This is a genomic window from Cellvibrio sp. KY-GH-1, assembly GCF_008806975.1.
Taxonomy (GTDB): Bacteria; Pseudomonadota; Gammaproteobacteria; order Pseudomonadales; family Cellvibrionaceae; genus Cellvibrio.
Genome location: NZ_CP031728.1, coordinates 2,734,817 through 2,759,929, shown reverse-complemented (window position 1 = coordinate 2,759,929; position 25,113 = coordinate 2,734,817). Strand labels below are relative to the sequence as shown.

20 protein-coding genes are annotated in these 25,113 nt (G+C 49.5%); 6 read left to right on the top strand and 14 right to left on the bottom strand.

Annotated features, from left to right (window positions below; genetic code table 11):
* Window positions 1-7: 7 nt before the first annotated feature.
* A complete protein-coding gene (locus D0C16_RS11920; protein WP_151032580.1) occupies window positions 8-1,339 on the top strand; it encodes a DUF1552 domain-containing protein in 1,332 nt (443 codons plus the stop codon).
* A 554-nt stretch (window positions 1,340-1,893) separates the two neighbouring features.
* Here the strand turns inward: D0C16_RS11920 and D0C16_RS11910 are convergent.
* The 6 genes from D0C16_RS11910 to D0C16_RS11885 all read right to left on the bottom strand — a co-directional run bounded on the left by D0C16_RS11910 (window position 1,894) and on the right by D0C16_RS11885 (window position 9,405).
* On the bottom strand, window positions 1,894-3,258 hold the full coding sequence (locus tag D0C16_RS11910) for a DUF58 domain-containing protein (protein ID WP_151032578.1): 1,365 nt from the start codon (window positions 3,256-3,258) through the stop codon (window positions 1,894-1,896).
* A gap of 141 nt (window positions 3,259-3,399) precedes the next feature.
* Window positions 3,400-4,413, bottom strand: coding sequence for a MoxR family ATPase (locus D0C16_RS11905; protein WP_225319003.1), 1,014 nt, complete (start codon window positions 4,411-4,413; stop codon window positions 3,400-3,402).
* Window positions 4,410-6,059, bottom strand: coding sequence for a DUF4350 domain-containing protein (locus D0C16_RS24015; RefSeq protein ID WP_191968699.1), 1,650 nt, complete (start codon window positions 6,057-6,059; stop codon window positions 4,410-4,412). Before D0C16_RS24015 ends, D0C16_RS11905 begins: the two co-directional genes overlap by 4 nt.
* The gene (locus D0C16_RS11895; protein WP_151032577.1) at window positions 6,056-7,729 is read right to left on the bottom strand and encodes a DUF4129 domain-containing protein; all 1,674 of its coding nucleotides are present in this window, start codon (window positions 7,727-7,729) and stop codon (window positions 6,056-6,058) included. The genes D0C16_RS24015 and D0C16_RS11895 overlap by 4 nt, the downstream gene beginning before the upstream one ends.
* On the bottom strand, window positions 7,726-8,715 hold the full coding sequence (locus D0C16_RS11890; protein WP_151032576.1) for a stage II sporulation protein M: 990 nt from the start codon (window positions 8,713-8,715) through the stop codon (window positions 7,726-7,728). The genes D0C16_RS11895 and D0C16_RS11890 overlap by 4 nt, the downstream gene beginning before the upstream one ends.
* A 12-nt stretch (window positions 8,716-8,727) precedes the next feature.
* Window positions 8,728-9,405: an RDD family protein gene (locus tag D0C16_RS11885; RefSeq protein WP_151032575.1), complete on the bottom strand. Its 678-nt coding sequence runs from the start codon at window positions 9,403-9,405 to the stop codon at window positions 8,728-8,730.
* A gap of 201 nt (window positions 9,406-9,606) precedes the next feature.
* Here D0C16_RS11885 and D0C16_RS11880 point away from each other — a divergent pair, with 201 nt between their 5' ends.
* The 4 genes from D0C16_RS11880 (at window position 9,607) to D0C16_RS11865 (ending at window position 12,206) form a co-directional block, all read left to right on the top strand.
* Window positions 9,607-9,879 carry a YbeD family protein gene (locus D0C16_RS11880; RefSeq protein ID WP_151032574.1) on the top strand — a complete coding sequence of 91 codons (273 nt, stop codon included), beginning with the start codon at window positions 9,607-9,609 and terminating at the stop codon, window positions 9,877-9,879.
* Window positions 9,880-9,946: 67 nt separating this feature from the next.
* The gene (gene lipB, locus D0C16_RS11875; RefSeq protein ID WP_304487117.1) at window positions 9,947-10,528 is read left to right on the top strand and encodes a lipoyl(octanoyl) transferase LipB; all 582 of its coding nucleotides are present in this window, start codon (window positions 9,947-9,949) and stop codon (window positions 10,526-10,528) included.
* Between the two features lie 15 nt (window positions 10,529-10,543).
* Entirely contained in the window at window positions 10,544-11,572 is a 1,029-nt protein-coding gene (lipA, locus tag D0C16_RS11870; protein WP_151032572.1) for a lipoyl synthase, read from the top strand.
* 121 nt (window positions 11,573-11,693) lie between these two features.
* The gene (locus tag D0C16_RS11865) at window positions 11,694-12,206 is read left to right on the top strand and encodes a GNAT family N-acetyltransferase (RefSeq protein WP_151032571.1); all 513 of its coding nucleotides are present in this window, start codon (window positions 11,694-11,696) and stop codon (window positions 12,204-12,206) included.
* Between the two features lie 65 nt (window positions 12,207-12,271).
* Here the strand turns inward: D0C16_RS11865 and D0C16_RS11860 are convergent, their stop codons facing one another.
* The 8 genes from D0C16_RS11860 to D0C16_RS11825 form a co-directional block, all read right to left on the bottom strand.
* A complete protein-coding gene (locus D0C16_RS11860; RefSeq protein WP_191968698.1) occupies window positions 12,272-12,766 on the bottom strand; it encodes a hypothetical protein in 495 nt (164 codons plus the stop codon).
* A 145-nt stretch (window positions 12,767-12,911) separates the two neighbouring features.
* The gene (locus tag D0C16_RS11855; RefSeq protein ID WP_151032570.1) at window positions 12,912-14,237 is read right to left on the bottom strand and encodes an NAD(P)/FAD-dependent oxidoreductase; all 1,326 of its coding nucleotides are present in this window, start codon (window positions 14,235-14,237) and stop codon (window positions 12,912-12,914) included.
* Window positions 14,238-14,260: 23 nt separating this feature from the next.
* Window positions 14,261-15,811 (bottom strand): lipopolysaccharide assembly protein LapB, encoded by a 1,551-nt coding sequence (locus D0C16_RS11850; protein WP_151032569.1) that lies wholly within the window; start codon window positions 15,809-15,811, stop codon window positions 14,261-14,263.
* Window positions 15,768-18,008 (bottom strand): DUF3857 domain-containing protein, encoded by a 2,241-nt coding sequence (locus tag D0C16_RS11845; protein ID WP_151032568.1) that lies wholly within the window; start codon window positions 18,006-18,008, stop codon window positions 15,768-15,770. The genes D0C16_RS11850 and D0C16_RS11845 overlap by 44 nt, the downstream gene beginning before the upstream one ends.
* 50 nt (window positions 18,009-18,058) lie before the next feature.
* Window positions 18,059-19,051, bottom strand: coding sequence for a Gfo/Idh/MocA family protein (locus D0C16_RS11840; protein ID WP_151032567.1), 993 nt, complete (start codon window positions 19,049-19,051; stop codon window positions 18,059-18,061).
* A 169-nt stretch (window positions 19,052-19,220) separates the two neighbouring features.
* Window positions 19,221-19,883 carry an SDR family oxidoreductase gene (locus D0C16_RS11835; RefSeq protein ID WP_151032566.1) on the bottom strand — a complete coding sequence of 221 codons (663 nt, stop codon included), beginning with the start codon at window positions 19,881-19,883 and terminating at the stop codon, window positions 19,221-19,223.
* 127 nt (window positions 19,884-20,010) lie between these two features.
* Window positions 20,011-21,012, bottom strand: a complete 1,002-nt coding sequence (locus D0C16_RS11830) for a helix-turn-helix domain-containing protein (RefSeq protein ID WP_151032565.1) — start codon at window positions 21,010-21,012, stop codon at window positions 20,011-20,013.
* Window positions 21,012-21,980, bottom strand: a complete 969-nt coding sequence (locus D0C16_RS11825; protein WP_225319002.1) for a GGDEF domain-containing protein — start codon at window positions 21,978-21,980, stop codon at window positions 21,012-21,014. Before D0C16_RS11825 ends, D0C16_RS11830 begins: the two co-directional genes overlap by 1 nt.
* A gap of 281 nt (window positions 21,981-22,261) precedes the next feature.
* Here D0C16_RS11825 and D0C16_RS11820 point away from each other — a divergent pair, with 281 nt between their 5' ends.
* Window positions 22,262-25,054, top strand: a complete 2,793-nt coding sequence (locus D0C16_RS11820) for a TonB-dependent receptor (RefSeq protein ID WP_225319001.1) — start codon at window positions 22,262-22,264, stop codon at window positions 25,052-25,054.
* Window positions 25,055-25,113: the final 59 nt, after the last annotated feature.

The following is a 25,113-nucleotide window of genomic DNA, read 5'->3' as shown; positions in this document are numbered from 1 at the left end:
CACAAAGATGAATCTGTTGAAAAATAAAATGCAGCGTCGCGAGTTCCTGCGCACTATTGCGCGCCTGGGGTTAACCACGGCGTTTACTAGTCAATTTATGTTATCGAGAAATGTGTTTGCGCAAGCGGCGGGCGCTAAACGTTTTGTGATGGTTTATTACCCCAATGGCTGTGTGCGCGATAAATGGCATTCCTATAATCTGGGCGCGCTCGGTAGCAACAGTTTCGCAACTAGCCCATTGCAACATTTAAATGCGCATCTCACTAAACTGATTCCCATAAAAAATCTCACCTATAACGGTCACGGCGGAAGTTCGGGCCATCCGGAAGCCTGTCGTGGTGTCTTTTCGGGTGGCCAGGAATATGCGCCCACGTTTGATGTGGCACTGGGCGAGGCGCTCGGTGGGCGCCTCACTAAAAACATGCATGTAGGCGTTTGGAGCAGCAAAGCGAAAGATGCCTCGCATATGCCGTTTACCGATAAAAATCGCAATAAGATTCAAGTCTCCGATGATCCGCAGCAAGTGTATGACACGCTGCTCGCGGATGTGGTGCGCAACGCAGGTGGTGGCACGCCTGATCCAGATACCGAGCGTCGTAAAAAAGTGTTGGAAGCGCTGCACGAAAATCTGGATTTGCTGCAAGCGAATACACTCAGTGTGAAGCAGCAAGGGAAATTATTAACTCATGAAGAAGCATTGAATTATTATCAAAATACACTCACTGGTACGCTCAATGTTGGCAGTACCGGATTTGCGCGCCCCGCCATTGGCATGACCGGAAATAATGACGATGGCGATGCAATCGCGAAAGCACAAATGCGCAATATTGCGATGGCGTTTCAAGCAGACATCACCCGCGTCGCCAGTTTTCAATTTATGGGCGCGCAGGATGAATCACTAAAAATTAATTTTCCGGCGATTCGCCCGTATATGGGTGAATTCGGTATCGGTGAAAAATTAACGTACAACCAAAACGGCAGTCACGCCAGCTCGCACGATGAGTCATCACTCTTCGATGCCCAAACCCGTTGGTACAACATTCTTGTTTCCTACCTGATGGACGAGCTCGCCACCCGCCCGGATGCAGCCTACGGCGGAACGCTGTTGGATAACACTTTAATTTTAGTAATGTCCGAGGTCGGCGGCGGCAACCACCAACAAGAAAACCCCGGCATCTACGTCGCCGGCGGCGCCGGCAATTCAATTCGTATCGGCAATGCTATAGATGCGAATAACGCCGGAATGTCCAATTTATATCTGGATATCGCCAAAGCCTTTGGTTTGAATTGGACGCGTTATGGAAATAGCTCGGGTGGTGTTGCGGGTTTTTTGAGATAGCTAACTATTTATAAGCGAAAGTCTCCATTAAGCGGGCGGCTCATTATTTGGAGTTTGCTCCGTAATAGTTAAAAACACGCTTTGATTTTTTGAAATAGTTTGACCAAATTAGATAATAAATTATGGAGAAAAAAAATGGAGATGGTTTATCCTGAGCAATTCCATTTTTGTAGGCCATATAAATTAGTATTCCAATGATTAATTTGGCGGCAAGCTCGAAGGACATTAGTTTTTTGATTGATTCCGGGGTGCTGGTGTTTTGTATTTTGATTGACCTTAGTATCAATATTGAAAAAATGAAGTCTGGCGTCAGTTCGAGAATATAGAACATCAGTTTATTGCTTAAAATGGATGTTTCAGAATCAAGCACGGAAGATAAAATATAGGCCAATGATCCCAAGGGTAGGAAGATCAGCCATATGAAGTTAATTATGTAAAAAAACTTAAGCCATCCTTTAAAATGGTTTTCCTGCTTGTTGTCGAGATCGGATTTTGGAGTGTCATATATAGTCATGGCTTCTCATTATAACAATGAGCCTTTTCTGGAGGCAACGTTACAAAACCCCCGCACTCTTAATTTCCAAATAAGCATTCGCAACTCGAACCGCTAATTGATTGGCGGTGCAGTCAACTGCATAAACTCCGGCAGAGGTTAATTTTTTGTGGGATTCGCTGCGTTCGTGCAGGAAGCGGCGGACGCCGGCGTAGCTTAGGGCTTCGTCGAAGGTTTGTACGGATTGGTCGTTGAGGTCGTCGAGGATTTGTTCGCGGATGTTGGCGATCATCACCAAGTGGCGTTTCTTTAATAAGTTCGCGGCGAGTAATAGTTCGCTGTTGTCTTCGTCGCGTGAGTTGGTGACTAAAATAATCAGCGACCGTTTCGGTTGCAGTACCGATAATTTTTCCGCAGCGGTAATGTAATCCGCGGTGGATTGGCTGGCTTGTAAATCGTAAATGCCGTTAAGCAATACACTCACACGCTCAGTGCCTTTTTGCGGTGGAATCCAGCGGTGTTTGGTATTTGTTGGGTTGCTATTACTCGCTTCGCCGCCGAAACTCATCAGGCTAACGCTATCGCCCTGACGTAAGGCGATATAACTCACTAGCAACATGGCATTTAGTGCGTGATCAAAATGGCTGAGTTCATCGTCTTTGGCGCGCATGCGGTGGCCGCTATCGATCATCAGTACAATTTGCTGGTCGCGTTCATCCTGATAATCGCGCGCAATTAATTTTTGCCGGCGCGAGGTGGCTTTCCAATCCAGTTGACGCAAGCTGTCGCCTTGGCGGTATTCGCGCAATTGATGAAATTCCATGCCTTCCCCACGCCTTGGCTTCTTGCGAATACCCATTTGGCTGGTGTGATTTTCCGTGGCGAGAATCGCGTAGTTGGCAATAGCCACAAAATCCGGAAATACTTTTGCATCGCTCGTTGTACCGGTTTGGTAGCGAATATTCCACAAGCCGAGCGGACTGCTGAATTCAATATGGCTGGGTGTTAATTGCAATAGGCCGCGCACAAGTGGGCGTAAGGAGTATTCGCTGCTGCTGGTTTTATTGGGCTGCAATTCAATGCTGAGCGGTAAGTGCTGATAATCGCTACTGCTCGGTACACCATCAAAAATCCGTATACGAGTTGCCTGCGTATATTGATGGCGAATGCGGATTTTTACCGGTGTCCATTTGTCCACCGCGAGATTGCCCGGCAATTCGCGTTCAATCTCTACCGGCGGCAAGCGGCGCGATAAAACAAAGTCGAGCAGGGCAATTAATAATACCCCGAAAAACCCCCACTCCAGCCACTGGGACTGGAATTGGGTTTTAAAATAATGGCTACTGAAACTGTTGGCAAAAATCAGCCCCGCCAATAATAAGAATGCCAGCGTCAGCTTTGTATCCGGTGTCCAGCGTCTCTTCATGTGAACTCTAGGTTTTCGTTACAAATTCAATTCAGGTGCGGAATTAAGTTTTACTTTTTGAGTTGTTCGTTCTTCCCGTAGGTGATGTTGTTATAGCTCCATCACCTCATCCCTGTTAATGATTCCATTGAGTGTCAGTGCTTAATGGCGCGGCGCTTCCACCTGTAGCAAAATATTATTCAGGATGCGCTCGGCAGCGACACCTTCAATTGCCAATTCCGGTGCTAGCAAAATACGGTGGCGCAAGGCTGGGATAAACATTTTTTTCACATCGTCGGGCGTGACAAAACTGTTGTTGCTTATCAATGCATAGGCGCGTGCGGCAGAGAGCAGCGCAATACAGGCGCGCGGGCCAGCGCCGCGCGAAATGCCTGACCAGCTGCGCGTAGCGCGCACCAGTTTCACCACGTACTGCAGGATTTGCTCGTCCACAGTGATTTGCTCGGCAATTTTTTGCAGGCTTAACACATGAGAAGGTTTTAATAGCGTGCGAATATGTTCCAAACCAAAACCGCCCTGGGCTTGTGAGCACACCTGACGCAACATAATTTGCTCATCGCTTTCGTTCGGGTAATCAATAATAACCTTCAACATAAATCGATCGAGTTCTGCTTCCGGTAGCGGATAAGTGCCTTCCTGTTCGATCGGGTTTTGCGTGGCCAATACCATAAAAGGCTCACCGGTTTTAAAGGATTGGCCTTCAATGGTAATTTGCCCTTCCTGCATCACTTCCAATAATGCAGCTTGGGTTTTCGCGGGTGCGCGGTTAATTTCGTCCGCGAGTAACAGATTGGTAAATACCGGGCCGCGACGAATTTCAAATTCCTGCTTGGCCATATTAAACATAGCGTGGCCAGTAACATCGCTAGGCATTAAGTCTGGCGTGAATTGCACACGCGAAAATTGGCCGCCAAAACATTTAGCCAGGCTGCGCACCAGCAGGGTTTTGCCCAGGCCGGGTACGCCTTCAATTAACACATGGCCGCGCGCAATCAGGGCAATGAGTACCTGCTCAATAATCGCATCCTGGCCGATCAACACTTTTTTTATTTCATTCAATAAGTTATTCGCCACCGCACTTGCTTGTTGCAGGCGCGCCTGGGTGTTTTCCTCACTTTTGGGTTCTGTGTTTTCGGGCATCACTGAATCATTCATAATTGCTTCCTGATAATTTGCAGATGGGCAATAGCGGTGGCAAACGCTTGCGGATGCAATAAGTCATCCGTATAGAGCGCGTGACGAATTTCATTTTCTTTTAAACCAGTCATTTGCTGAAGCAGTTGGATGCGCGCACTCTTGCTGTCGTCTTTACTGAGTTGCGGGTGCTGCTGTGCAAGGCGTTCCAATACTTCTTCGCGTAGTAGTTTCAATAATTGCGGGTGCTGTTGTTTGCGCCAGAGCAGCATGGCGCTGGCATAAATATGTTCTGCAAGGCTGCGGCGTCCTTGATGCTCAACCACGAATACCGGGCCGAAACGCGCGCTCCTTGCCCATAGCCAGCACAGCAGTGCCAGTAGTGAGGCGAGTACGGCATATTTCGCTTGTTGCCAAACAAGTGCAGCGAGTGAAGGTGCATCCTGATTAATTAAAAACCAGACTCGGCCGTTGGGGTTTACCAAACTCCAGAGCGCATAGGCGTGGTCATGGCAATCAATACGGCGATTCGACCAGATGCGATTGTCACTGGTAACGGTGATAGAGCCCTTGCCAATTTCAAAGTAAACCAGGTGCATGGTTTCTTCGTGAGTTGTGTTGGTAGTCGCATCAGACTGTTCTGCGTCTGCGTCTGCGTCTGCGTCTGCGTCTGCGTCTGCGTCTGCGTCTGCGTCTGCGTCTGCGTCTGCGTCTGCGTCTGCGTCTGCGTCTGCGTCTGCGTCTGCGTCTGCGTCTGCGTCTGCGTCTGCGTCTGCGTCTGCAAATGCATCATCAACTTCTGCATCTTCATCGGTATATTCCTCTTCCGATTCATGTTCATCGCTCCAGCGATGGGTAAATGGATCTTCATAGGAGAAGTCAATACGTAGCGGTTTTGCCTCATCGCCAAATTCGATTTCTGTGGGGTGCTCGTCCAAACTGCAGCGATAATAATTTTCCGGCTTTTCTGCTTCGTCTTCTTTATCGGTTTCCTTGCTGTTGGCAGTAGCTTTCTTGCCATCTGCTGTTTCTTTGTTATCAGCAGGTATTGAATCTGTATCTGATTTGTTCTCTGCTGCCTTTTCCTTTTCCTTTTCCTTTTCCTTTTCCTTTTTCTCTTCTTTTTTCTTTTTTGCATCTTCGTCCAGGCCATCGGCGATGCTTTCGATGAGGTCTTCGTCTTCCTCGGATTTTTCCTCGGCGGGAGTTATTCCAAAATCGCTCAGCAGTAAATCTTCTTCATTAGTGTGAGTGCCAATAAACGGATTCTGTGTGGAGGTAATCAGGGTGCCACCATTTTCTATCCACTCGTAGAGCGCATCATAGCGTTCTTCATTCAGGGTTTTATTGGCGTTGATGAGTATCAGTGTATCTTTCGCTCCTAATTTAACGTTTCGCCAACGATGTTTGTCGAGCAAACTCAGGTTTTTAACGCTGGTGGCTTGGATACCATGTTTGCGGAGAAAAATTTCGGCAGCGAGGTAGGGGTTCTGACGAGCCTCTTTGGAAAAACCTAAATCTATTTCTTTTTCTTCCCACTCCAGTTTGGTGTAGGCCCAATAGCCTAACCCTGAAACTACAACGAGCAGCAGGCCGATCAATAAGATATTTTGGCGGCGATTGTTATTGCTGCCAGTTCCGGCGCGATCAGGCGAAGTATCAGTCATTTAACTTCTCCTGCCGAGTTGGTGCCGGTCTGGTGGAGCCAACTGTTATTCCATGTGTCGCAAAGTTGCTCAGCAGCTTGCGTTTCTGGTGCGACATGGCCGTAGGCCAGCTGCTGCCACATACGCGTGAGACGGGCGAAATAATCGATGCGTACTTCTTGTAGTGCGCGCGTGTTGATATTTTTGGTTTGCGCAAAATGATCCCGTACTAACTGTACGCATTCGCCTTCAGTGTGGCCATCGTGAACGTCTACACCCTGGTGAATTAATTGAAACAGGCTGGCGCGATAGAGCAATGCAAGCGCAGCGCGTGTGTCGCCGGTGCGCAATAATCCCAATGCGCTTTCACTAATATTTTCGGGGAGTGATTCGCGCGTTACATCCATCCCAAACAAGGTTACGGGTTTGCTGCGTGCAACGGGTTGCGGCGCGATGCGCACAAATTGCGCCGCTAGCCAGGCGCGATAGCGATACACCAGTAGGCCGATAATAGCGAGTACTGTCAGCCATAATAAAATTTCCAACAGGCTTGCCGCCGCTACAAACCCTTTAAAGTCGCGCAACGAATCAAAGAACTTATCCCAAAACTCCTCATCAACTTCATCTTCTTTATTCTGTTTGAGTCGGCGTTGTATTTCTTTGCGCGAAAACTCGCTTTGCTGCATGACGTCTTTGATGCCTTGCTGTGCAGTATCGCGATTCAATTCTTGGTACTCGCCCAAGGGTAAATCGACGACGGGTTCGTCTTTGTATTCGGCAGAAGTATCTTCCTGAGGAAGCTGTGCACTCAATTCGCGTTCATTTTCGTGAGTGGGCGCGATCTGCTGTTCCGGTGCCGACTCCACATCGGCATAGGCCGGTATTGGTGCATCGGCAAAAAATGCGCTTAACCCAATTAGCAGTACTCCAATTAAAGGAGCAACCGCCGGTGCGCGACGTTTGTTGACGATACGGCGAAAAGCGATATCAATATCCCAGGCTTCCAGTTTGATGCGGCGATTTAAATAAAGCGCAAATCCGCATGCAGTATAAAACGGTGCTGTTAATCCCAGCGCGCTGTACCAAAGCACAATTTGCAATTCGATTAACTCGGATGATTCACTATCAAAAAATAATCCCACCCATTCAATATTTAATTCACGCGGGATAAACGCCCAGATGAGAGTGATTAGACCAACTAACAAACTGATCTCCAACAACAGGCCGAGCACGCTAATCCAGCCGGCCGGTGCCGAGTCTTCGCGGTGCAATATGGCGAGGCGATCTTGCCGCCGCGCTGCGCGCAATCCTTCAAGTTGCAACACCGGCAAATCCATCGAACGAGTGGGGCTAAAGCGGCGCCAAGTTAAACTCATAAGAATTTGCGTGAACGCCTGGGTAGGAAATTGTTTTAAGGTGCTGCGGGTTGTAGGTAAATCGTTAAACACCGCATGACTGAGGATGTGTAACAGTGGGCGCTCGTAAATGGGTTTGAACCACCAGATCACCAGGGCGCTAATCCACCATTTATCGGTAGGAATCAGCAACGCAATTAGCAATATCGGAAAGCTGACAATCAGCCAGACTTTCATGAGTGGCCACCACCAGCGGCGCGCCATTAATAATCCTAAATCCAGTGCTTCCCAAGCTGTGCGCGGGCGAATTTCAATGGTGATCTGATCCAGGTTCATCCTCGACCTCGCTCGCCACGCAAACCTCGCCCGCTAAACACCAGATAGCCAATTACCAGTGCCCACAAAAATCCCCCCACCAAATATTTTTGCCAGGGCATAAGAATATTGTTGGATGACCAGAAGGCTTCAATAAATGCGGCAATGGTTAGCATGATAATAACGCCGTACACCAATTTAATGGCGACGCTGCTGGCGCGCTTGAGCGATTCGGTACGCGAAATATTTCCGGGTGCCAGCAGGGCGTAGCCGAGTTTTAACCCCGCTGCACCGGCGATGCAAATGGCGGTTAATTCAAAGCTGCCGTGACCCACAACGAAGGTAAAAAAGGTTTCGGTAAATTGCGCGTTGGTTAAGTGGCCGGCGACAGCGCCCATTAATAAACCGTTGTAGACCAGAAAGAAAATTGTCCCAACGCCAAATAAAATGCCAGACGCAAATGTTTGGAAGCTCACGCCAATATTATTGCGGATGTAAAAACCAAACATTTCCACATTGGTATCGGACGCGCGCGCCGCACCCAGAGTGCGGTTGTGCGGGTCGTACATTTCTTCAAAGTTGCTCACCTGATCGGGCGTGGTGATGGTGTATACCAAATCCGGCTGCCACAAAATCGCGAGATAAACTAATAAACCGGGAACATACAACAGCGCCGTGGCCCACCAGACATAAGCTTGCTGTTTGCGCACCAACCGCGGAAAGCCAGCAACAATAAAACTGATGAACTGCTGAAAAAAGGGTTGCTTGCGGCGATAGAGTTGTTGATGCCCACGCACCACCAAATCGCCGAGTTTATCCACCAGATGGCTGGAATAGTGGCGATCTTTTGCCAACGCATGGAAATGGCATAAGCGGCGATAGCGGCTGGCAAAGGTCGCTAACTCATTGCCTTTTAAACGGCCATCGGCTTTTTCCAGTTCGATAATTTGCGTTTCCAGCAATTGCCAAAGCGGTTGGTAGAGTTGTTCGAATTGTCCTTGTTTCATGCGCTATTCCGTTTACTGCTTGCCAACCATAGTGTTGGCCATTTGTTTAATGGCGATCACTGGATCTTTGGCATTAATTACCGGCTGAAGTATGAATGCCAATTCGGTTTGGCGCTCTCCGGAAAGATTTTTGCTGCGTTCGGCGAAGGCAAGCAACGCGCGCTGCTCATCGGTAGAGAAATCGGCTGGCACTGGCAATTGCCCGCGCACTTCAAAGTTGGGCTCGCGCAACGGTGGTGCATCGTAAATCACCATGCTGCCAGCGGCTATATCGCCCAAGCGCTTGAACTGATGATTGCACAGACTGGTAATGATACCTGCAAGGTAAGCCAGCGGAAGGAAATCAACAACGCGCAGTAAATTGCGCACCAGTGAGGGGCCAAAGGTAATGGGCGTACCATCGTCGTTGACAACGCGAATCCCCATCCACTTTTTACCGGGCGTGCGGCCATTGCGCGCCACCTCAAAAAACACCGGGTAAAACCATTCCAGAAGGAATATTAAAATCAGGGCAATCCCGCTACCCAGCTTACCTAGCAGTGAAAACACTATGGCGATAAGGATGGTAATGCCCATGCGGATCATCACATCCAACAATTGGGCCAGCGTGCGTACACCAAAACCCGCCGGCGTCAGCGGCAAGAGCGCTCCTTCCGGGGTTTCCAATGATTGACGGGTATCGAGTAACAAAACCTTTTCCTTTCCTGGATGCGGGGTAAGCCCCGGGGTGATGTCGTGCAAATTATTGTTTGGCTTTGCCAAGGATGGGGGCGAGGATAGCGGATAAGGGTGGGTATGGGTAGCTAAAGACCGGGGTTTTTAGCTTGAGGATGACGCTTTCGCCCCCATCTAGGCGTTATAATTTGCGCCTCATCTTCAGGTTTTAGTGTTATGTCCCAGCAACAACCCCCAAAAATTGAATTTCCCTGCGAAAACTACCCGATCAAAGTCATGGGCGATGCAGTGCCCGAGCTGCACAGCTATGTGATTGAGATCATGGAGCGCCATGCGCCGGGGTTTGATCAGACCCGTATCACCGTGAAAGAGAGCAGCAAGGGCAGTTTCCGCTCCTTGACTGTCTGGATCACCGCCACCGGGATAGATCAACTGAGCGCTATCCACGATGACCTGCGCCTCAACCGTATGATCAAGATGGTGCTCTAAGTTGGCGGAGCTTAGCCTTGAGGTAGTGAATCTCGGTCAGCGCGACTACGCCAGCTGCTGGCAGGCGATGAGCGAGTTCACCAACCAGCGCACCCCGGATACCACCGATCAGCTCTGGCTGGTGGAGCATCCGCCGGTGTTTACCCAGGGGCAGGCGGGCAAGGCCGAGCACTTGCTGTTTCCGGGGGATATTCCGGTAGTACAGACGGATCGCGGCGGCCAGGTAACCTACCACGGGCCCGGTCAGCTGGTGGCCTATCCACTGCTGGATTTGCGCCGGCTCAATATCGGGGTGCGCGAGCTGGTGACCCGTATCGAACAGACCATAGTCGCGACTCTGGCCCATTACGGCATTGACTCGGCGGCCAAGCCGGATGCACCCGGCGTCTACGTCAATGGCGACAAGATCGCCTCGCTCGGCTTGCGCGTGCGGCGCGGCTGCAGTTTTCACGGTCTGGCCTTGAATGTGGATATGGATCTGGCGCCGTTTTTGCGGATAAATCCCTGCGGCTATCAGGGCTTGGCCATGACCCAGATGCGCGACCTTATCGCCGCTGCGCCCAATTTGGTGCAGGTGCAAAACCAACTTGTTACGGAATTCGCGCGGAAATTGGGCTACGAAACCTGTACAATGCGCGCCGTAGATTAACGTCGCGAGATTCCTATGTCAGATCTTCCTCCCGTATCCACCTTTGTCCCTGAACTTCAACCGGTCAAACGCACCGAGCGCTACAAGCAGGGCGAAAAGCTGCGCGATGCCGACAAGGTTGAGCGTATCCCGGTCAAAGTGATTGCCACTGATCGCGAGGAAGTGCAGCGCAAGCCCGACTGGATTCGCGTGCGCATACCCGCCTCGCCGGAAGTTGATCGCATCAAATCCATCCTGCGCAAGAACAAGTTGTCGTCAGTGTGCGAAGAGGCTAACTGCCCAAACCTGGGTGAATGTTTCAGCGGCGGTACCGCGACCTTTATGATCATGGGCGATATCTGTACCCGTCGCTGCCCCTTCTGCGATGTGGGTCACGGCAAGCCCAATCCCCTCGATGAGCAGGAACCGCGCAAGCTGGCAGAAGCCATCGCCGAAATGCGTTTGAAATATGTGGTGATCACCTCCGTGGATCGCGACGACCTGCGCGATGGTGGCGCCCAGCATTTTGCCGACTGTATCCGCGAAGCGCGCGCGCTCAGCCCCAAACTGCAAGTGGAAGTACTGGTGCCCGATTTCCGCGGTCGCATGGAAATCGCGCTGGATATTCTTGAGCAGGAAGCACCGGACGTATTCAACCACAATATGGAAACCGTATCGCGTTTGTACCGTCAGGCGCGCCCCGGTGCCAACTACGAGTGGTCGCTGCAATTGCTCAAGCAATACAAAGCGCGCCGCCCGGATGTACTTACCAAATCCGGGTTGATGGTGGGCTTGGGCGAAACCAAAGAAGAAATTATCGAAGTGATGAAGCACATGCGTGAGCACGATATCGATATGCTCACCATTGGCCAGTATTTACAGCCGTCCAAAGACCATTTGCCAGTCGAGCGCTTTGTGCATCCGGATGAATTTGCCGAGTACACCCGTCTCGCCGAGGAGATGGGCTTTAAGCACGCCGCCTGCGGCCCGCTGGTGCGCTCTTCCTACCACGCGGATAAACAAGCCCACGGTGAAGATGTGAAGTGGTTCGGCGAGACCAAATAATCCTGAAGCCTGTTGTAGGTTCAGCTTAAAAAACTCCCGCTAGCCGGGAGTTTTTTTATTTCCGGTTCAGCAAATTGAACTAAAGTTAATTCAATATTCGTCGGCGAATTAAGTTGTTAATGTGAAAACATCTGCGGTAAAAAAATCCCCTGAGTTACAAATTGCACTATTGGAAAACCATCCTGAATTTTTTGCGCAAATTGCTTATTGGCACCATCAGGAGTGTGAGCGTCAGGGGCTGAAATCGACACTGGCATTGCGTCAGCAGCGCCTAGTGTTGCATGTGAAAGAAAACCTTATCCCCAAAACCCTGATCATTCTGCAGCGCGGTGAATTGGTTGGCTGCGTGAGTCTGGTGAATTACACCTATCGCAGCAGTGAACGCATGCCCAAAGTGTCCAGCGATTCACCAGTATGGTTGAGTAATTTATTTGTAGTGGAGCAATATCGACGGCTAGGTATTGGAATGGTGTTGATCGATGCTGCAAAAAGCTACGCGCGGGATTTAGGATTAGGAGAGCTTTGGTTGTCAGCGACGGATTACACTGATTACTATCAAAAGCGAGGTTGGGATATTGTTCGCCATACGCGCTTGGGCGGGCGACAAGTGAACGTGATGCGAACTAATGTGTAAATGGTTATCGATGTAGTAAAACATGTTCGATTAGTGTTCCCAATCGAACATGTTCGCGAAGAAAATTAGTTCACTTTTACCAATTTTGCTTTTTGTTCATCGGTCAGGGAATCGAAGCTGGCAATCGTCAATATTTGATTGTTACTCGCCGTTGTATTCGCGTCCAGATTGATTGATACGTCTTGCGGTAATTTGTACATGGCACCAGTTGCCGGGTCCACAATCAACATACCGATCAAACCACCAAATAAAATATTGCCCCAATACCAACCATCCAATGAGCTGGTCAGCGTAAAGGTTTTCTCACCAAAGCCTTCTTTTTTAAAGGTGATTAAATAGCGCTCCCCTTTGAAGTATCCTGCATTGGCTTTCAGTGTTACTACGCTTGGCGTAACACCAGAATGAACGACCGCGCCGCTGCGGTTGGTAATGGTGAAGTTAGCGGTATCCGGTGCAGACTTTAGAGAAATCGGGTAGGAGGAATCACTAACGATGCTCGCACAACCACTCATGAAAAAGCCGCAAAAAGCCGCCGCCGCAATTTTGTTTTTAATAGACATATCAATCTCCATGTTTTTTAAGCGCCATATTGGCGCGGCAAGCCTATCCCATCGTAATTCCATGTACAAGCGGCGGTTGTATTTGCAAAAGTGTTGCACCGGTGTTGCAACACGTTTATTTATCAATGCAGTGTAATTTCACCTATCAATGCAATTTCAGTCGCGGTCTTAACCAGCGATTCAACCTTCCTCCCAGCATAATCAATCCGGTGCGGATTAATCCGTGGATGGCAATTTGGTGCATGCGGTATAACGAGATATAAACCATGCGCGCCAAACGGCCTTCAATGAACATACTGCCTTTGCTCAGGTTGCCCATTAAGTTGCCGACGGTTGAATAGCTGGCGAGCGAAATTAGCGAGCCGTGATCGGTGTATTTGTAAGCGTGTAAAGGTTTGTTGTTTAACAGTGCGACCAGGTTTTTGTAGCAGGTACTGGCCATCTGGTGGGCAGATTGCGCGCGCGGGGGCACGCGGGAACCATCGGGGTTGGTAAATTGCGCGCAATCTCCGATGGCGAAAATCGTGGCATCGCGTGTGGTTTGTAAAAATTCATTGACATGCAATTGATTGATGCGATTGGTTTCCAGCCCAGCGATATTGGCCATGAAATCGGGCACTTTAATTCCGGCGGCCCAGACCATCAAATCGGCATTAATCAGTTGGCCATCTTTGGTGTGCAGGCCTTCGGCGGTGGCGGCGGTGATCAGGGTATTGAGTTTTACGTCCACGCCAATTTTTACCAACTCTCCATGGGCGGCCCCGGAAATTCGCTCCGGCAGTGCCGGCAAAATGCGCGGGCCGGCTTCTACCAGAGTGACATGCAAGTGTTCATTAGACACGGCATCGAAACCATAGTTGTGAATTTCGTGTACGGCGTGGTGCAATTCCGCCGACAGCTCCACACCGGTTGCACCTGCACCGACAATGGCAATGCGCACATGATTATTGGCGCCGGTAACGCGCTGAATACGCAAAAATTTATTGAGTAATTTATTGTGAAATTTATGGGCTTGCGCCGGGCCATCTAAAAACAGGCAATGATCTTTCACGCCGGCGGTGTTGAAATCATTGGACATGGAGCCGAGCGCGATTACTAAATAGTCGTAAGGAATTCGAGTGGACGGCAAAAACTCCACACCGTCTTCATCTTGCATGGGAGCCAGCACTACTTCACGTTTGTCGCGGTCAATGTCAATCATGGTGCCGACGCGAAAGAAAAAATGGTGTGCGTTGGCGTGGCCGCGATAGCTCACCGCATCCACATCTTCATCCATAGTGCCCACCGCGATTTCGTGAAGCAGTGGCTTCCATAAATGCGTCGTGTTGCGATCGATCAGCGTCACTTCCGCTTTATTTTTTCGCCCGAGTTTTTCCCCCAGTTTGGTGGCGAGTTCCAGCCCGCCGGCGCCGCCGCCAACCACGACTATGCGTGGTTTGGTGGATGAGTTTGGTGTGGTTGATGTTTGCATAGTACACCTGCAAAAGTAGTGGATTAATTTCTCGCTAAAAACAGGCTTGCCAGAGGCCGCTCGATAAATCGATAGGTGTTTTGTTGTAGTGCGGCGTTGAAGTGTTGCCTGGCGGCCGAGGTTTTTCCGGCGCGATAGTCGCGATAACCGGAATAAAAATAATATTCAGTAAGTTCGCAGCGATTGGTTGCGGCTTGTTGTAATTGTTGGCGATTGATTTTGTTAATCCAGTAAGCGTAGACGGCGCCTTCCCACTCATTGCGGACGGCCATTTTTTTCCCGCGTGCTATCTTGGAGAAATCCCAATCCGTTTGGTCATGAATAATATCGGCTTTAATCGCATCATAAATGCTGATTTCACGCTGTGCCTGTAAGTACTCGGTAAATGTTACTGCTGCTTTTTGCCAATCGCCTGCATTCATATAAATTTCGTGAAATGCCGTATCGCTCGCGGTAAGTCCTTGTTGTTTGGCTTTTTCCAACAAATTAAACGCCTGCTGATTTTTTCCTATGGTGGAGTAGGTCTGTGCTGCCCAGGCATAATTTTCGGCACTGGGAGCAATCTCTAACACTATGGCAATTTCATTCAGCGCTAACTGGTGGTGATTGGTATCAATAAACATCTGGGCCAGTTGATAATGCAATTCCGCCTTATCCGCACCCATTGGCATGGCTTTTTGGTAATAGCCAGCTGCGCTGGAGAGCGATTTATTTAATTCGTAGGAGCAACCACTGGCTTCGGCGCGTTCTTCATAGGTTTCCGCGAGTGTTTGGAAAAAATCGCGTGATTGCACCTGATTGGTCTCCGCCTGTTTCAAGGTGGCTAGTGCAAGCGGGTAAAGCCCCATGGTGCGATACATTTTGGCGAGCTGAATGTAGGCCTTGTCGTTGGTGGGTTGCTCACGTGTAGCACTCAGCAGCGCATCTAATAATTCTTCGGGTTGCTTATTTGCACTTTCTTTTTGCGCGATATAACGCTGCAAAAAAAGTGCGAGCGACGGAGGATTCAACGCTTCGCGCGCACCGGGCGAGAGTTGGGTGAAAATGGTTTTGGCCTGGGTTAGCGATTGATCCTTGCCTTTTACGATATCATCGTAATAAATGTTGTAAAGCGCGGTCAGTGTCGCCTCATTGCCTGGCACCAGTTCTAAAACCTTACGAAATTCGGCTATCGCCAGTTTTCGCTGCGCCGCCGATTTTTCCGGCTCAGCCGATTTTAATTGCTCGGCCGCGGAGTTATACGCAAAACCCAATTTATAATGTACTTCCGGGTTGTTAGGGTCTTGTGTAAGTTGTTGCTGCAGATTGCGAATCATACCTGAGCTGTTTGCCGTTACTTCACTATCTGCTGTTTGCAGCGTGGGTTCTTGCAAAGGCTTAATGGATTGTTGGCTGCAGGCACTGAATAGTGCGCAACATAGCAGTGCAGATGCTACGCGAGCAGACAGTGATGCGAAGCGAGCCGGCGATGATCCCAACCGCTGTTTTACAAACCGCAAATCGTTTCTATACAACTCCATAGCATCAATCTCAGAGTTGGTAGCCGAGGGCTTCGGCTTTTTTAAAGGCTGCATCTGACTCTTTAAACTGATGAATGTAGCCCAACGCCAAGCCTAATTGGTAATGCGCTTCGGCATTTTTTGGAGCGGTGCTCACTGCCGAGCGCGCGCTTTCCAGTGCCTGTTGGTAATTGCCATTTTTAATGTGCAGTTTGCTCAGGGCGATTAAACTGGAGATGTCGTTTTTGTCACTCTCCAGCGCCGCAATGTCAGCCGCCGTAGTGTTGTATTCGTAAGCCAGTGTCCAATCAGTTGAATCCAGCAACTCTTCGGTTTTTTCATAAAAATCCGCGTAGCTACTTTTTTCAACACGATTCGCTTTTACCGTTAGATTCTGCTCCACAATATAACGTTGTGGTTCTTGTTTTCCGCTTTGCACAAGCTTGTACCAGGGGTTATCAATATTCACGCCTTGGGTTTTAATGCGCAGTTGATGTTTATTGCTTGGGCTGTTAAACACAATGCGTGTTTGCAAACTGTAAGCGGGGTCGTTCACATAGGGTTGTTTGCGATCGGCGGGTTTATGCAGGTTGCGCAGATCGGCAAATAAATTGGTGAGCTGGGTAATACTAAACGCGTAATTGATGGCTTCCTGATCGCCACCCCATACATTGGTAAAGGCAAAGCGGCCGTGGATCACAAAGGGTTGCCATAAATTGTCGGCATTGCTGGTACTCAGTTCAATGACCTCCGCCGAGTTGTAAATTTGCCCGATAAGCTCGCGAAAATATTTGTCGCGCTCGTGAGAGTACTGCCACATGCTGCGCAAGCGCTGTTCGTACAAGCCGCCAAAACTGAGTTTGAAGCTGGCCCGGGCGTTGCGACCTTCGAATTTATCGAACACCAGTTCCAAGTGAGCAAAATGTTGGCTGGCATCCAGTGTGGGTAACACGCTGATTTTTTTATTCTGCTCATTCACTACCAGCGACGGCTGGCCTTCTATGCCGACCGAAAAACCAGGGTACAAACTGGTTTCACCGGTGGTGTCCATCCAGATTTCTGTCAGGCCAGTTTGTGCAGGAATATGCACGATCATATGGTCAAAACTGATTCCGGGAATGGTCATATCGGGAATGCCGCGCCCGCGCGTTACAATCAAGGCCGGGTCGGCTTTTATGCCCAGATCGCGCAATAACTTAACGGCTAATAGGGTTTGGTCTTTGCAATCGCCATAACCGTTTTTCAAAATTTCGGTGGTATCGTGCGGCTCGTAACCGCCACGTCCTACGTGGGCAAATACATAGCGAATACGATCCTGAATGGTTTGGTAAACCGCTTTGACTTTCGCTTCTGGTGTCGGTGACGATTTTTTAATATCGGTGACAATTTTTTCCAGCGCTGCATCGCTCAACAAATGTGGCTCGATCAGGCTGTTGGCCCAGCGTGCCACTTCATTCCAGTTATCGGTGGTGGCGACACGCAGGTAGGGGGCATAGTCATGCTCGCGCGGCATATCGCTTTGCAGTTCAATTTTGGCGAGGTTGGTGCCGCTCCAGCTCAGTATTTGCTGGTTATTTTTTTCGTTGCGCTTGAATGCGATGGCATAGCGACTCGCATCGGTACTGAATAGCTTTATCGTTGCCGGTGCATTGATGATTAATTCACTTTTGGTAATGGCATCAGCGCGCGATCCCTGGCCCGCAGCGCGATCTTCCCACCAGTGGAAACTAAAGCTGTCAAACCAGTGGTTGGGAACCATTTTTTTGGTGTCGGTATAACGATACTGAAATTCAATTACCGATCCTTTGCGCACATTGGGCAAGGAAAATAATAACTCTTTGCGGTCGTGATAAAAATTTTCATCGGTGGGGCTTTGGATCTGGGTAGCGTCAGCTTTGATGCTATCGAGTTTGCCATCCGGTGTGCGTACATTGGCGTACTCGAGTTGAATGTCTTCGTAGAAACTATTAAAGCTCACGCTGATTTGGCTGTAATCGCGCACCGCTTCATCACTGTTGATGTACACCGCAACATAGGAGGTGGCGTGGCTCATTAACTGTTCGTCAATATCTACTACGGTTTTCCGTAGCAGCACTTGCGCCTCGGTAGCAGAAGAGGGTTTGTAGCCACGCATCAGATTTTTAAGCGGCGGGGCAATTCGCTCGGCAGTTTCTTTATCGATTGCTGCCGCATGGCTGGTGGCCGAACTAATTGCTAACACCAGTAGCCAAAGCGAATATTTTCTTACACACACAGCTAAAAAATCTGACACGCGATGCCTCTCCAACAATTGCCAATTAAAACTCGTAGAACCTAGCTTGCTTAGACTTCAATCCACCGGCCTTCAGCAGCACTTTCAAAAATAGCATCGATAGTGCGCATATTGGCAATGGCATCATCCAGGGGGGTAGGCACGGGTGTATTGTTAAATACGCTTTGTGCAAAGGCATCGCCCATGGCGCCGTAGTGGTTGTGATCGGGAACCTCAATTTCTTCTACCACCCGGTTGCAGGTGATACGAATTTTTTGAGTGGGTTCGCCGCTATCGTTATAGAACGGGCGCTCCAATATCAGGCTGCCTGCTTCGCCGCTTGCCTCCACGCGTTGCATGGATTCCAACTTGGTGGCTACTGAGAAAGTGGCGGTGCCATCGCGGAACTCTAAAATTCCTGACGTTAAGCAGTCCACTTCTTCGCCGGGCATCGGCGTGATGTGCCCCATCACCTGATCCGGTTCCTGACCGAACAATAGGCGCGACAGGGAAATTGAATAGCATCCGATATCCAGCAGGGCACCGCCACCCATATCAATGCGATTGCGAATATTGTCGGAGTCGCGATTGTTGTAACAAAACACCGAGTGCACTGTGCGCAGCTTGCCGATGCGTCCTTCATCGATGAGTTTTTTCGCCAGTTGCCATTGGGGGTGAAAGCGGTACATAAACGCTTCCATCACTTTTAAATGCGGGTGTGCTTTCGCGGCGTCTACCAAGCGTTGGGCATCCTCGGTATTCATGCCGAGCGGCTTTTCACAGAGCACGTGCTTGCCGGCCTCCAGTGCGCGTATCGACCAGTCTACGTGCAAATGGTTGGGGAGCGGGTTGTAGATTGCATCGACATCCGGGTCCGCCAGCAGCTCGTGGTAATGGCCGTAAGCGCGCTCGATTTGCAACTTATCAGCGGCCGCACGCGCGCTTTGTTCATCGCGTGAGCAAATGGCGATGACCTGGTTGTGTTGCGATGCCTGCAATGCAGGAATGACTTTTTCGCGGCCGATCTTGGCGGTGCTAAGCACGCCCCAACGAAGTTTTTGCATGGTGGATCCTTAGTGTCAGGAAGTATTTTTATGAGGGTTTTTACGAGTTCACTGCAGTGCGGTCAGTGTAGCCCACGCGCGACTTTAGCGGGGAGTCGCGCACGGAAAAAGGCGGGTAAAAAATTGAAATTTACGGCGTCTGGTGAGGAAATTTCAGTTTCAGGCGTTGTTACCAGGGCAAGATATCGCCATTGGAATGCCAGAAGGTGCCGCTATTTTTCAGGGTGAGGTCGGCAATTCGCTGACTCAAGCGTTGGGCGGATTCCTCTGCCGAAATATCGCCGCCAAAATTAACCATAGCGGTCTGTACATAGCCTGGGTGCAGCACCGCCACGGCAATCCCCTTGGGCTGCAAGTCGCGTGCGAGTGACATGGCGGCCGCATTGAGTGCCGCTTTGGACATACGGTAGCCGTAATAACTGCCCGAGGTGTTGTCGCTAATGGAACCCATGCGGCTGGTGATAAACGCTACCTTGGCACCGCGTTGCAAATTGCCGAGAAATGCCTCGGTTACCCGCAGTGGCGCAATGGCATTGACATTGAGTTGTTGTTCGATACTGGCGTAATCCAGATTGCCCAGGGCTTCTCGCTGTAAAATCCCGGCGTTATTTATCAGCAAATCGATTTTCTTTCCGGTGAAGGTATCGGCCAGCTTATTCAGTGCGGCTTGATCGGTGACATCCACCCCGGCGATGACGCGCGCCCCTGATTCCACCAATTCGGGGGATGCATTGCGGCACACCGCCAATACTTGCCAACCTTGGGCGAGATAGGTTTTGCTCAGGGCGAGGCCAATTCCGCGATTGGCACCAGTAATTAATACGGTTTGCATGTGAGGTCCTTGTTAAGCTGCAGGAAAGGTCTGCGGCGAATAAATGCGCGCAGTGAATTAGTTGATAGCGGTTTACAGACTATAGAGCCAAGCCGGTTCGAAGAAAAGGACGGTGTGATATTTGTCGTTAAAGCTTGCCGGGACCTTGACCCGTCCAGCGTTTGAAAGCGCGGCGCAAGTTGGCCGCATCATAAAAGTGCAATTGCCGCGCAACTTCTTCTTGGGTGATGCGGGTCTCGCTGAGCCAGTGCAATGCCAGGTGTTTGCGCACCAAGTCGTATTGCTGTTGAAAACTACTGTGATGTTTTTGCAACTTGCGTTTCAGCGTGGCGCTGCTCATGCCGAAATCCTGGGCGCATTGCTCAAGGTTTGGTTGGTCTTGCAAGTTACTGTGGAGATAGTAATAAACTTCATGTAAAAAACCGCGAGGGTTTTCTGCTGTGAGTGGGTTGATGATGTTCATAGAAGTTGGAATTTTGGGCCAGTTGCTGTGCAATTCATGACGCGCAATAGCAATCGCATCCGCGCGTGCGTTGAATACCAATTGCTCCCCCAAATGCACCTGATATTGCTCAATATATTCTGGCTTGGCGTGTTTAAAATAAAATGTCCAGGTGGGCGATGAAGCGCTACGCCAGCGCGTAAAGTTGCGCATACTGCTCGCCATCATTGCCAGCAAAAAGGGAGTTAACTCATCGGCTCCGAAATTATCCTGCCAATAGATAACCAGGCGGTCTTGCTCATAATGCAAGTGCAAACTAAGCAATGGCGATAAGGTGCCCGCATAGGTGACGAAATAGTCCAACAGCTCGGCCAGGTTGTTTGCCTGGCTTAAGTGTGCTTGATAAGGCGTTAGCAAGTCTCGCGCTACTAAAAAAACTAACTCATAACCTTGTGGTTGGCGGGTGGCGTTGTCCAGCAGACGAAAGATTTGCTGCGGTGTGAGCAATATGTTTCCTTGGGCGATATCCTCATAAAAAATGCCGGTGTTGCGCAGCAATTTGTGTTCTTGCTGACCGCGCGCGAGTGCCAGGTCGATGAGGGTTTTGGGCCAGCTCTGCGCAGGAATAAACGCGCTGTCGCGTTCGCGGTAAAGTTGAGGCAAGTAGCGTCGGTAGCGATTATCCATTACGCGACCTGATCGATAAAGTTGGGGCGCTTTTCCTTGGTTTGCAAAAGGTTGCGGGTAGCGCGCTGAAGTAAGTCTTCAGTCGTGTCTGGTTGTTGCAGTGTATCACCCGCTATTGCGATACCTGTACTTGCGCTGTGAAAAATCGATTCACCTTGACCGCTGGTTTTAAATGCAAAATGCTGGATCGCCAGGGCAATTTCCTCGCTGATTGTTTCGGCAAGTGAACGAGTCGTATTGGGTAGCACCAGTGCAAAACGATCGCCCGCGTAGCGGCAGAGCAAATCGTTGCGGCGAATGTTTAATAATATTAATTCACCGAGCGCCTGCAATAATCGGTCGCCCTCCGCGTGGCCATAGCGGCGGTTCGTTGCGTCAAAAAAATCTATGTCAATTAAGATCAGCGCGAGGGTCAAATTATTTTGTCGTGAATGATGTAATTCCTGTTCCAATAATTTTCGCAGGTAAGTTGCGCCGTTGAGCTGTGTAATAAAATCCAGCCCGCGATGATCGCGAAATAAGCGTTCACGCTTGCGCAGTTGTTCATTGATGGTCAGCTGCTCTTGATGCCAGTGGTAAATGCCGAAGGTTAGGAGGCCGAGACCGATCGGCATTAAACCCGATTCAACCCAGTGGTCCCAAAACGCGCTGACAGGGAAGGCAATAAATTCATCCAACCAATCCTGAAAACTGGCGAGGAAAATACAACTCAAACCAATGCTTAACCATTGGGTCACGCGACCATTGGGCCGGCTGTGCAAAATTAATAGCAACCATACCAGTGCGAGTAACGCCGCACCGCCTTCACTGATTACATCGAGCCAATTTATTTGGGCCCAGCGTTTACTATCGCCTTGGGCGAGGCTGGCGATGAGCGTCACGTTGGCCGCCAATGCCAGCACTAATAGTTTCCATTGATGAAGTTTCAACATGCTGCGCGTTAATCCCACGATGAGTCTACAAATCATTCGCCAACATCATGCGTGTTGGCCGGTGTGCAGCGATACCAGCTCTGTATGACACTTGTGTGAATACAAAGGAATACACGTTCGAATCATTGAGCTATTTTGCCTCTCCCGATCCGGTTGTCGGCGCAAGAGGCAAAATAGCTCAACGCATATTTATTGGGACCTATCCCGCTGTCATGCGAGTGTCATCTGTGGCACCTAGCTTTGCCTTCCGAACCTGTTTGGCTCGCACGTTATGTGCTGGTCATCGACGAATCTGGAAAAAAGTGGGGAGAATCATTGTGGCGCAACGCAGACACGCAAAAAAAAATTGCAGAGATACTTTTATAAAAAATACCGTCTTTATTAAAAGCATTTTGTCATTAACGCTAGCAACAATCGCGGGTGGTGCGCTGGCGGATGGACGCATCGAAGGCCAAGTAAAAGCAGCGGAATACGGTGTTGCCTTACAAGGCGTGAAAATTCGTATCGCGGAATTAAATCGCGAAGCGGTGAGCCAGCGCGATGGCCGTTATGTTTTTCTCGATGTCGATGCTGGCAATTACACATTGGAAACGAGCTATATAGGCGCAGACCCGGTGCGTCGTTCAATTGTTGTCACTGACAATCAAACCACTAAAACCAATTTCCAATTAGTGGGCGTTTCAGGAATAGTCGAGAACGTGATAGTAATTGGTCAGGCGGCAGGAATGAACAAAGCACTCAACAAACAACGTAGCGCAGAAAATATTATCACTGCTGTTTCTGCCGATGCGATTGGTCAATTCCCGGATACTAATGTTTCTGAAGCGCTGCAGCGTTTGCCGGGCTTGTCGGTGGAGCGCGATCAGGGTGAAGGCCGTTATGTGCGCGTGCGCGGCATGGGGCCGGACTTTAACGCGGTAACTATTAATGGCGTGGGTGTTCCCGGCCCGGATGCTGATCGCCGCGCGGTAGCCTTGGATGTCATTCCGTCAGACCTGTTAGAAAATTTAATCGTTACCAAAAGCTTAACGCCGGATATGGATGCCAATTCATTGGGTGGCAGTATTGAAGTACAAAGTTTATCGGCGTTTGATCGCGACGGTGCGTTTTGGCAAATGACGGCTGAAGGCAGCTTCGACGATAACACCGAACAAACCAGTCCTAAATTCGCTGCAACGGCGAGCAATCAATTCAGCATTGGTGGTGATGAAAATAATCTGGGTGTTGCTTTCGGGGTGAGCTCATTTAAACGGGAATTTGGTTCCGATAATGTGGAAACGGGGGGCGCCTGGGATTTTGAGGAGGGTGTTAAACTGGAAGAGCTTGAGCAGCGCGATTATCGCATTTCACGCGAGCGTTCTGGTCTTACTTTGAACCTGGATTTCAAACCAACCACCAATACTGATTTGTATTGGCGCAATCTGTACAGCGAATACACAGATTCAGAAATTCGCCTCGCTAATGTCATTGAATTTGAAGATGCCGTAGCAGAAGGTGAAATTGGCAGTGCTGAAGTGCAACGCGAATTAAAAGATCGCACAGAAACCCAGGAAATTTTATCTACCTCATTTGGCGGTCAAACCCGTTTTGAGCGCTGGACAGTCGATTATCGTTTGGCACACAGCGAATCTAACGAAGACGAACCGCAAAACATCGCCGGAGCAGTATTTAAAATTGACGATGATGTGATTGCCGATGAGGTTTTCGATTTAGCGTTTCAAGGTGCACGAAAAATTCGCATTACTGCTCCAGCAGAATATTATCAATCCGCTAGTTATAAACTGGACGAAGTTGAATTGGGCAGCACCAATACCAATGACGACAGTGATGCGGTTAACCTGGATTTTACTCGCGACTTGCAATTAGGTAGCAATGCTGCGCAAATCAAGTTTGGTGTAAAACGCACTGAACGTGAAAAAGACAACGATGTAAATGTGTGGGTTAGCGAAGATTTTAATGGCGATACCGCCTTAACCAGTTTCGCTAAGGGTGTGGTGGATTATCAACTGGGCGAGTTCGGCTCCGGTATTAGTACGCGCGCGGTAAGAGCAGCTATCGCTGATCAGGAACTTGATGAAGTGGAAAGCAGTATCGGCGATTTTGCTATTACTGAAGATACCAGTGCCGCTTACTTAATGGGACGCATCGATATCGATTCCTGGCGTATTTTAACCGGCGTGCGCTATGAAGATACAAGTTTTACCGCGCAAGGCTATTCCTGGGACGACGCTGTTGAAGGGAGCACTGCAACACACTTTGAAAATTCGGATGATTATTTTTTGCCCGCAGTACATATTCGCTATAGCCTGAATGACAAAACCCAGATTCGTGCCGCCTGGACCAATTCGGTTGTGCGGCCGGGTTTTGCACAATTGTCGCCAGGACGTTTAATTGAAGAGGATGATGGCGATATTGAAGCCGAGTTTGGCAATCCGGATTTAAAATCATTGGAATCCAGCAACCTGGATGTGGGTATTGAATATTACCCCGGTGTTGCGAGTGTCATATCAGCATTTGCGTTTCACAAATCGATTGATAATTTTGTGTATCAAACCGATTTGGGAGGCACCACCGGTTATGAAGTGTTTGATCACGCGGTAACTTTTGTAAATGGCGATAGCGCAGAAATTACGGGGATTGAGTTGGCAGCGTCCAAACAGTTTTCCAGTTTGCCGGCGCCCTGGTACGGTTTGTTAGTTGGCGGCAATGCCACGTTTGTCGATTCATCGGCTGACATTGGCGGCTATGATGACGGCGAGTTTATCGCGCGTGATATCCCTATGCCGAGCCAGTCCGACACTTCCGCCAACCTGATGCTGGGGTATGAGTCTGATAAAATCAGTATGCGATTATCGGCGAATTATAAATCCAGCTATTTATTGGAAGTGTTGGAGCCAATGGAGTCCACTTACGATGCTTATGTGGATGACCAGATGCAACTGGATTTTTCATTGCGTTATTTCCTGACTGATACCATCAAAGTGCATTTTGAAGCGTTGAATTTAACTGACGAGGTCTACTACACCTACGTAAATAATGCGCGCTATAACGCGCAATACGAAACCTACGGTGCGACTTATAAACTTGGCATTAGCTTTATGAGTTTTTAAGGAATGATTAAGTGCTTGCGCTTAATCTGCTGAAACATTGCGCGCCTTGTTAACACCGG

Bases quoted from the DNA above. Each gene is read 5' to 3' on its own strand.
- D0C16_RS11830 (WP_151032565.1), bottom strand. From the start codon at position 21,012: ATGGATAATCGCTACCGACGCTACTTGCCTCAACTTTACCGCGAACGC.
- D0C16_RS11840 (WP_151032567.1), bottom strand. From the start codon at position 19,051: ATGCAAAAACTTCGTTGGGGCGTGCTTAGCACCGCCAAGATCGGCCGC.
- lipA (WP_151032572.1), top strand. From the start codon at position 10,544: ATGTCAGATCTTCCTCCCGTATCCACCTTTGTCCCTGAACTTCAACCG.
- D0C16_RS24015 (WP_191968699.1), bottom strand. From the start codon at position 6,059: ATGACTGATACTTCGCCTGATCGCGCCGGAACTGGCAGCAATAACAAT.
- D0C16_RS11895 (WP_151032577.1), bottom strand. From the start codon at position 7,729: ATGAACCTGGATCAGATCACCATTGAAATTCGCCCGCGCACAGCTTGG.
- D0C16_RS11905 (WP_225319003.1), bottom strand. From the start codon at position 4,413: ATGAATGATTCAGTGATGCCCGAAAACACAGAACCCAAAAGTGAGGAA.
- lipB (WP_304487117.1), top strand. From the start codon at position 9,947: ATGAGCGAGTTCACCAACCAGCGCACCCCGGATACCACCGATCAGCTC.
- D0C16_RS11835 (WP_151032566.1), bottom strand. From the start codon at position 19,883: ATGCAAACCGTATTAATTACTGGTGCCAATCGCGGAATTGGCCTCGCC.
- D0C16_RS11890 (WP_151032576.1), bottom strand. From the start codon at position 8,715: ATGAAACAAGGACAATTCGAACAACTCTACCAACCGCTTTGGCAATTG.
- D0C16_RS11860 (WP_191968698.1), bottom strand. From the start codon at position 12,766: ATGTCTATTAAAAACAAAATTGCGGCGGCGGCTTTTTGCGGCTTTTTC.
- D0C16_RS11850 (WP_151032569.1), bottom strand. From the start codon at position 15,811: ATGCAGCCTTTAAAAAAGCCGAAGCCCTCGGCTACCAACTCTGAGATT.
- D0C16_RS11920 (WP_151032580.1), top strand. From the start codon at position 8: ATGAATCTGTTGAAAAATAAAATGCAGCGTCGCGAGTTCCTGCGCACT.
- D0C16_RS11855 (WP_151032570.1), bottom strand. From the start codon at position 14,237: ATGCAAACATCAACCACACCAAACTCATCCACCAAACCACGCATAGTC.
- D0C16_RS11910 (WP_151032578.1), bottom strand. From the start codon at position 3,258: ATGAAGAGACGCTGGACACCGGATACAAAGCTGACGCTGGCATTCTTA.
- D0C16_RS11880 (WP_151032574.1), top strand. From the start codon at position 9,607: ATGTCCCAGCAACAACCCCCAAAAATTGAATTTCCCTGCGAAAACTAC.
- D0C16_RS11825 (WP_225319002.1), bottom strand. From the start codon at position 21,980: ATGATTTGTAGACTCATCGTGGGATTAACGCGCAGCATGTTGAAACTT.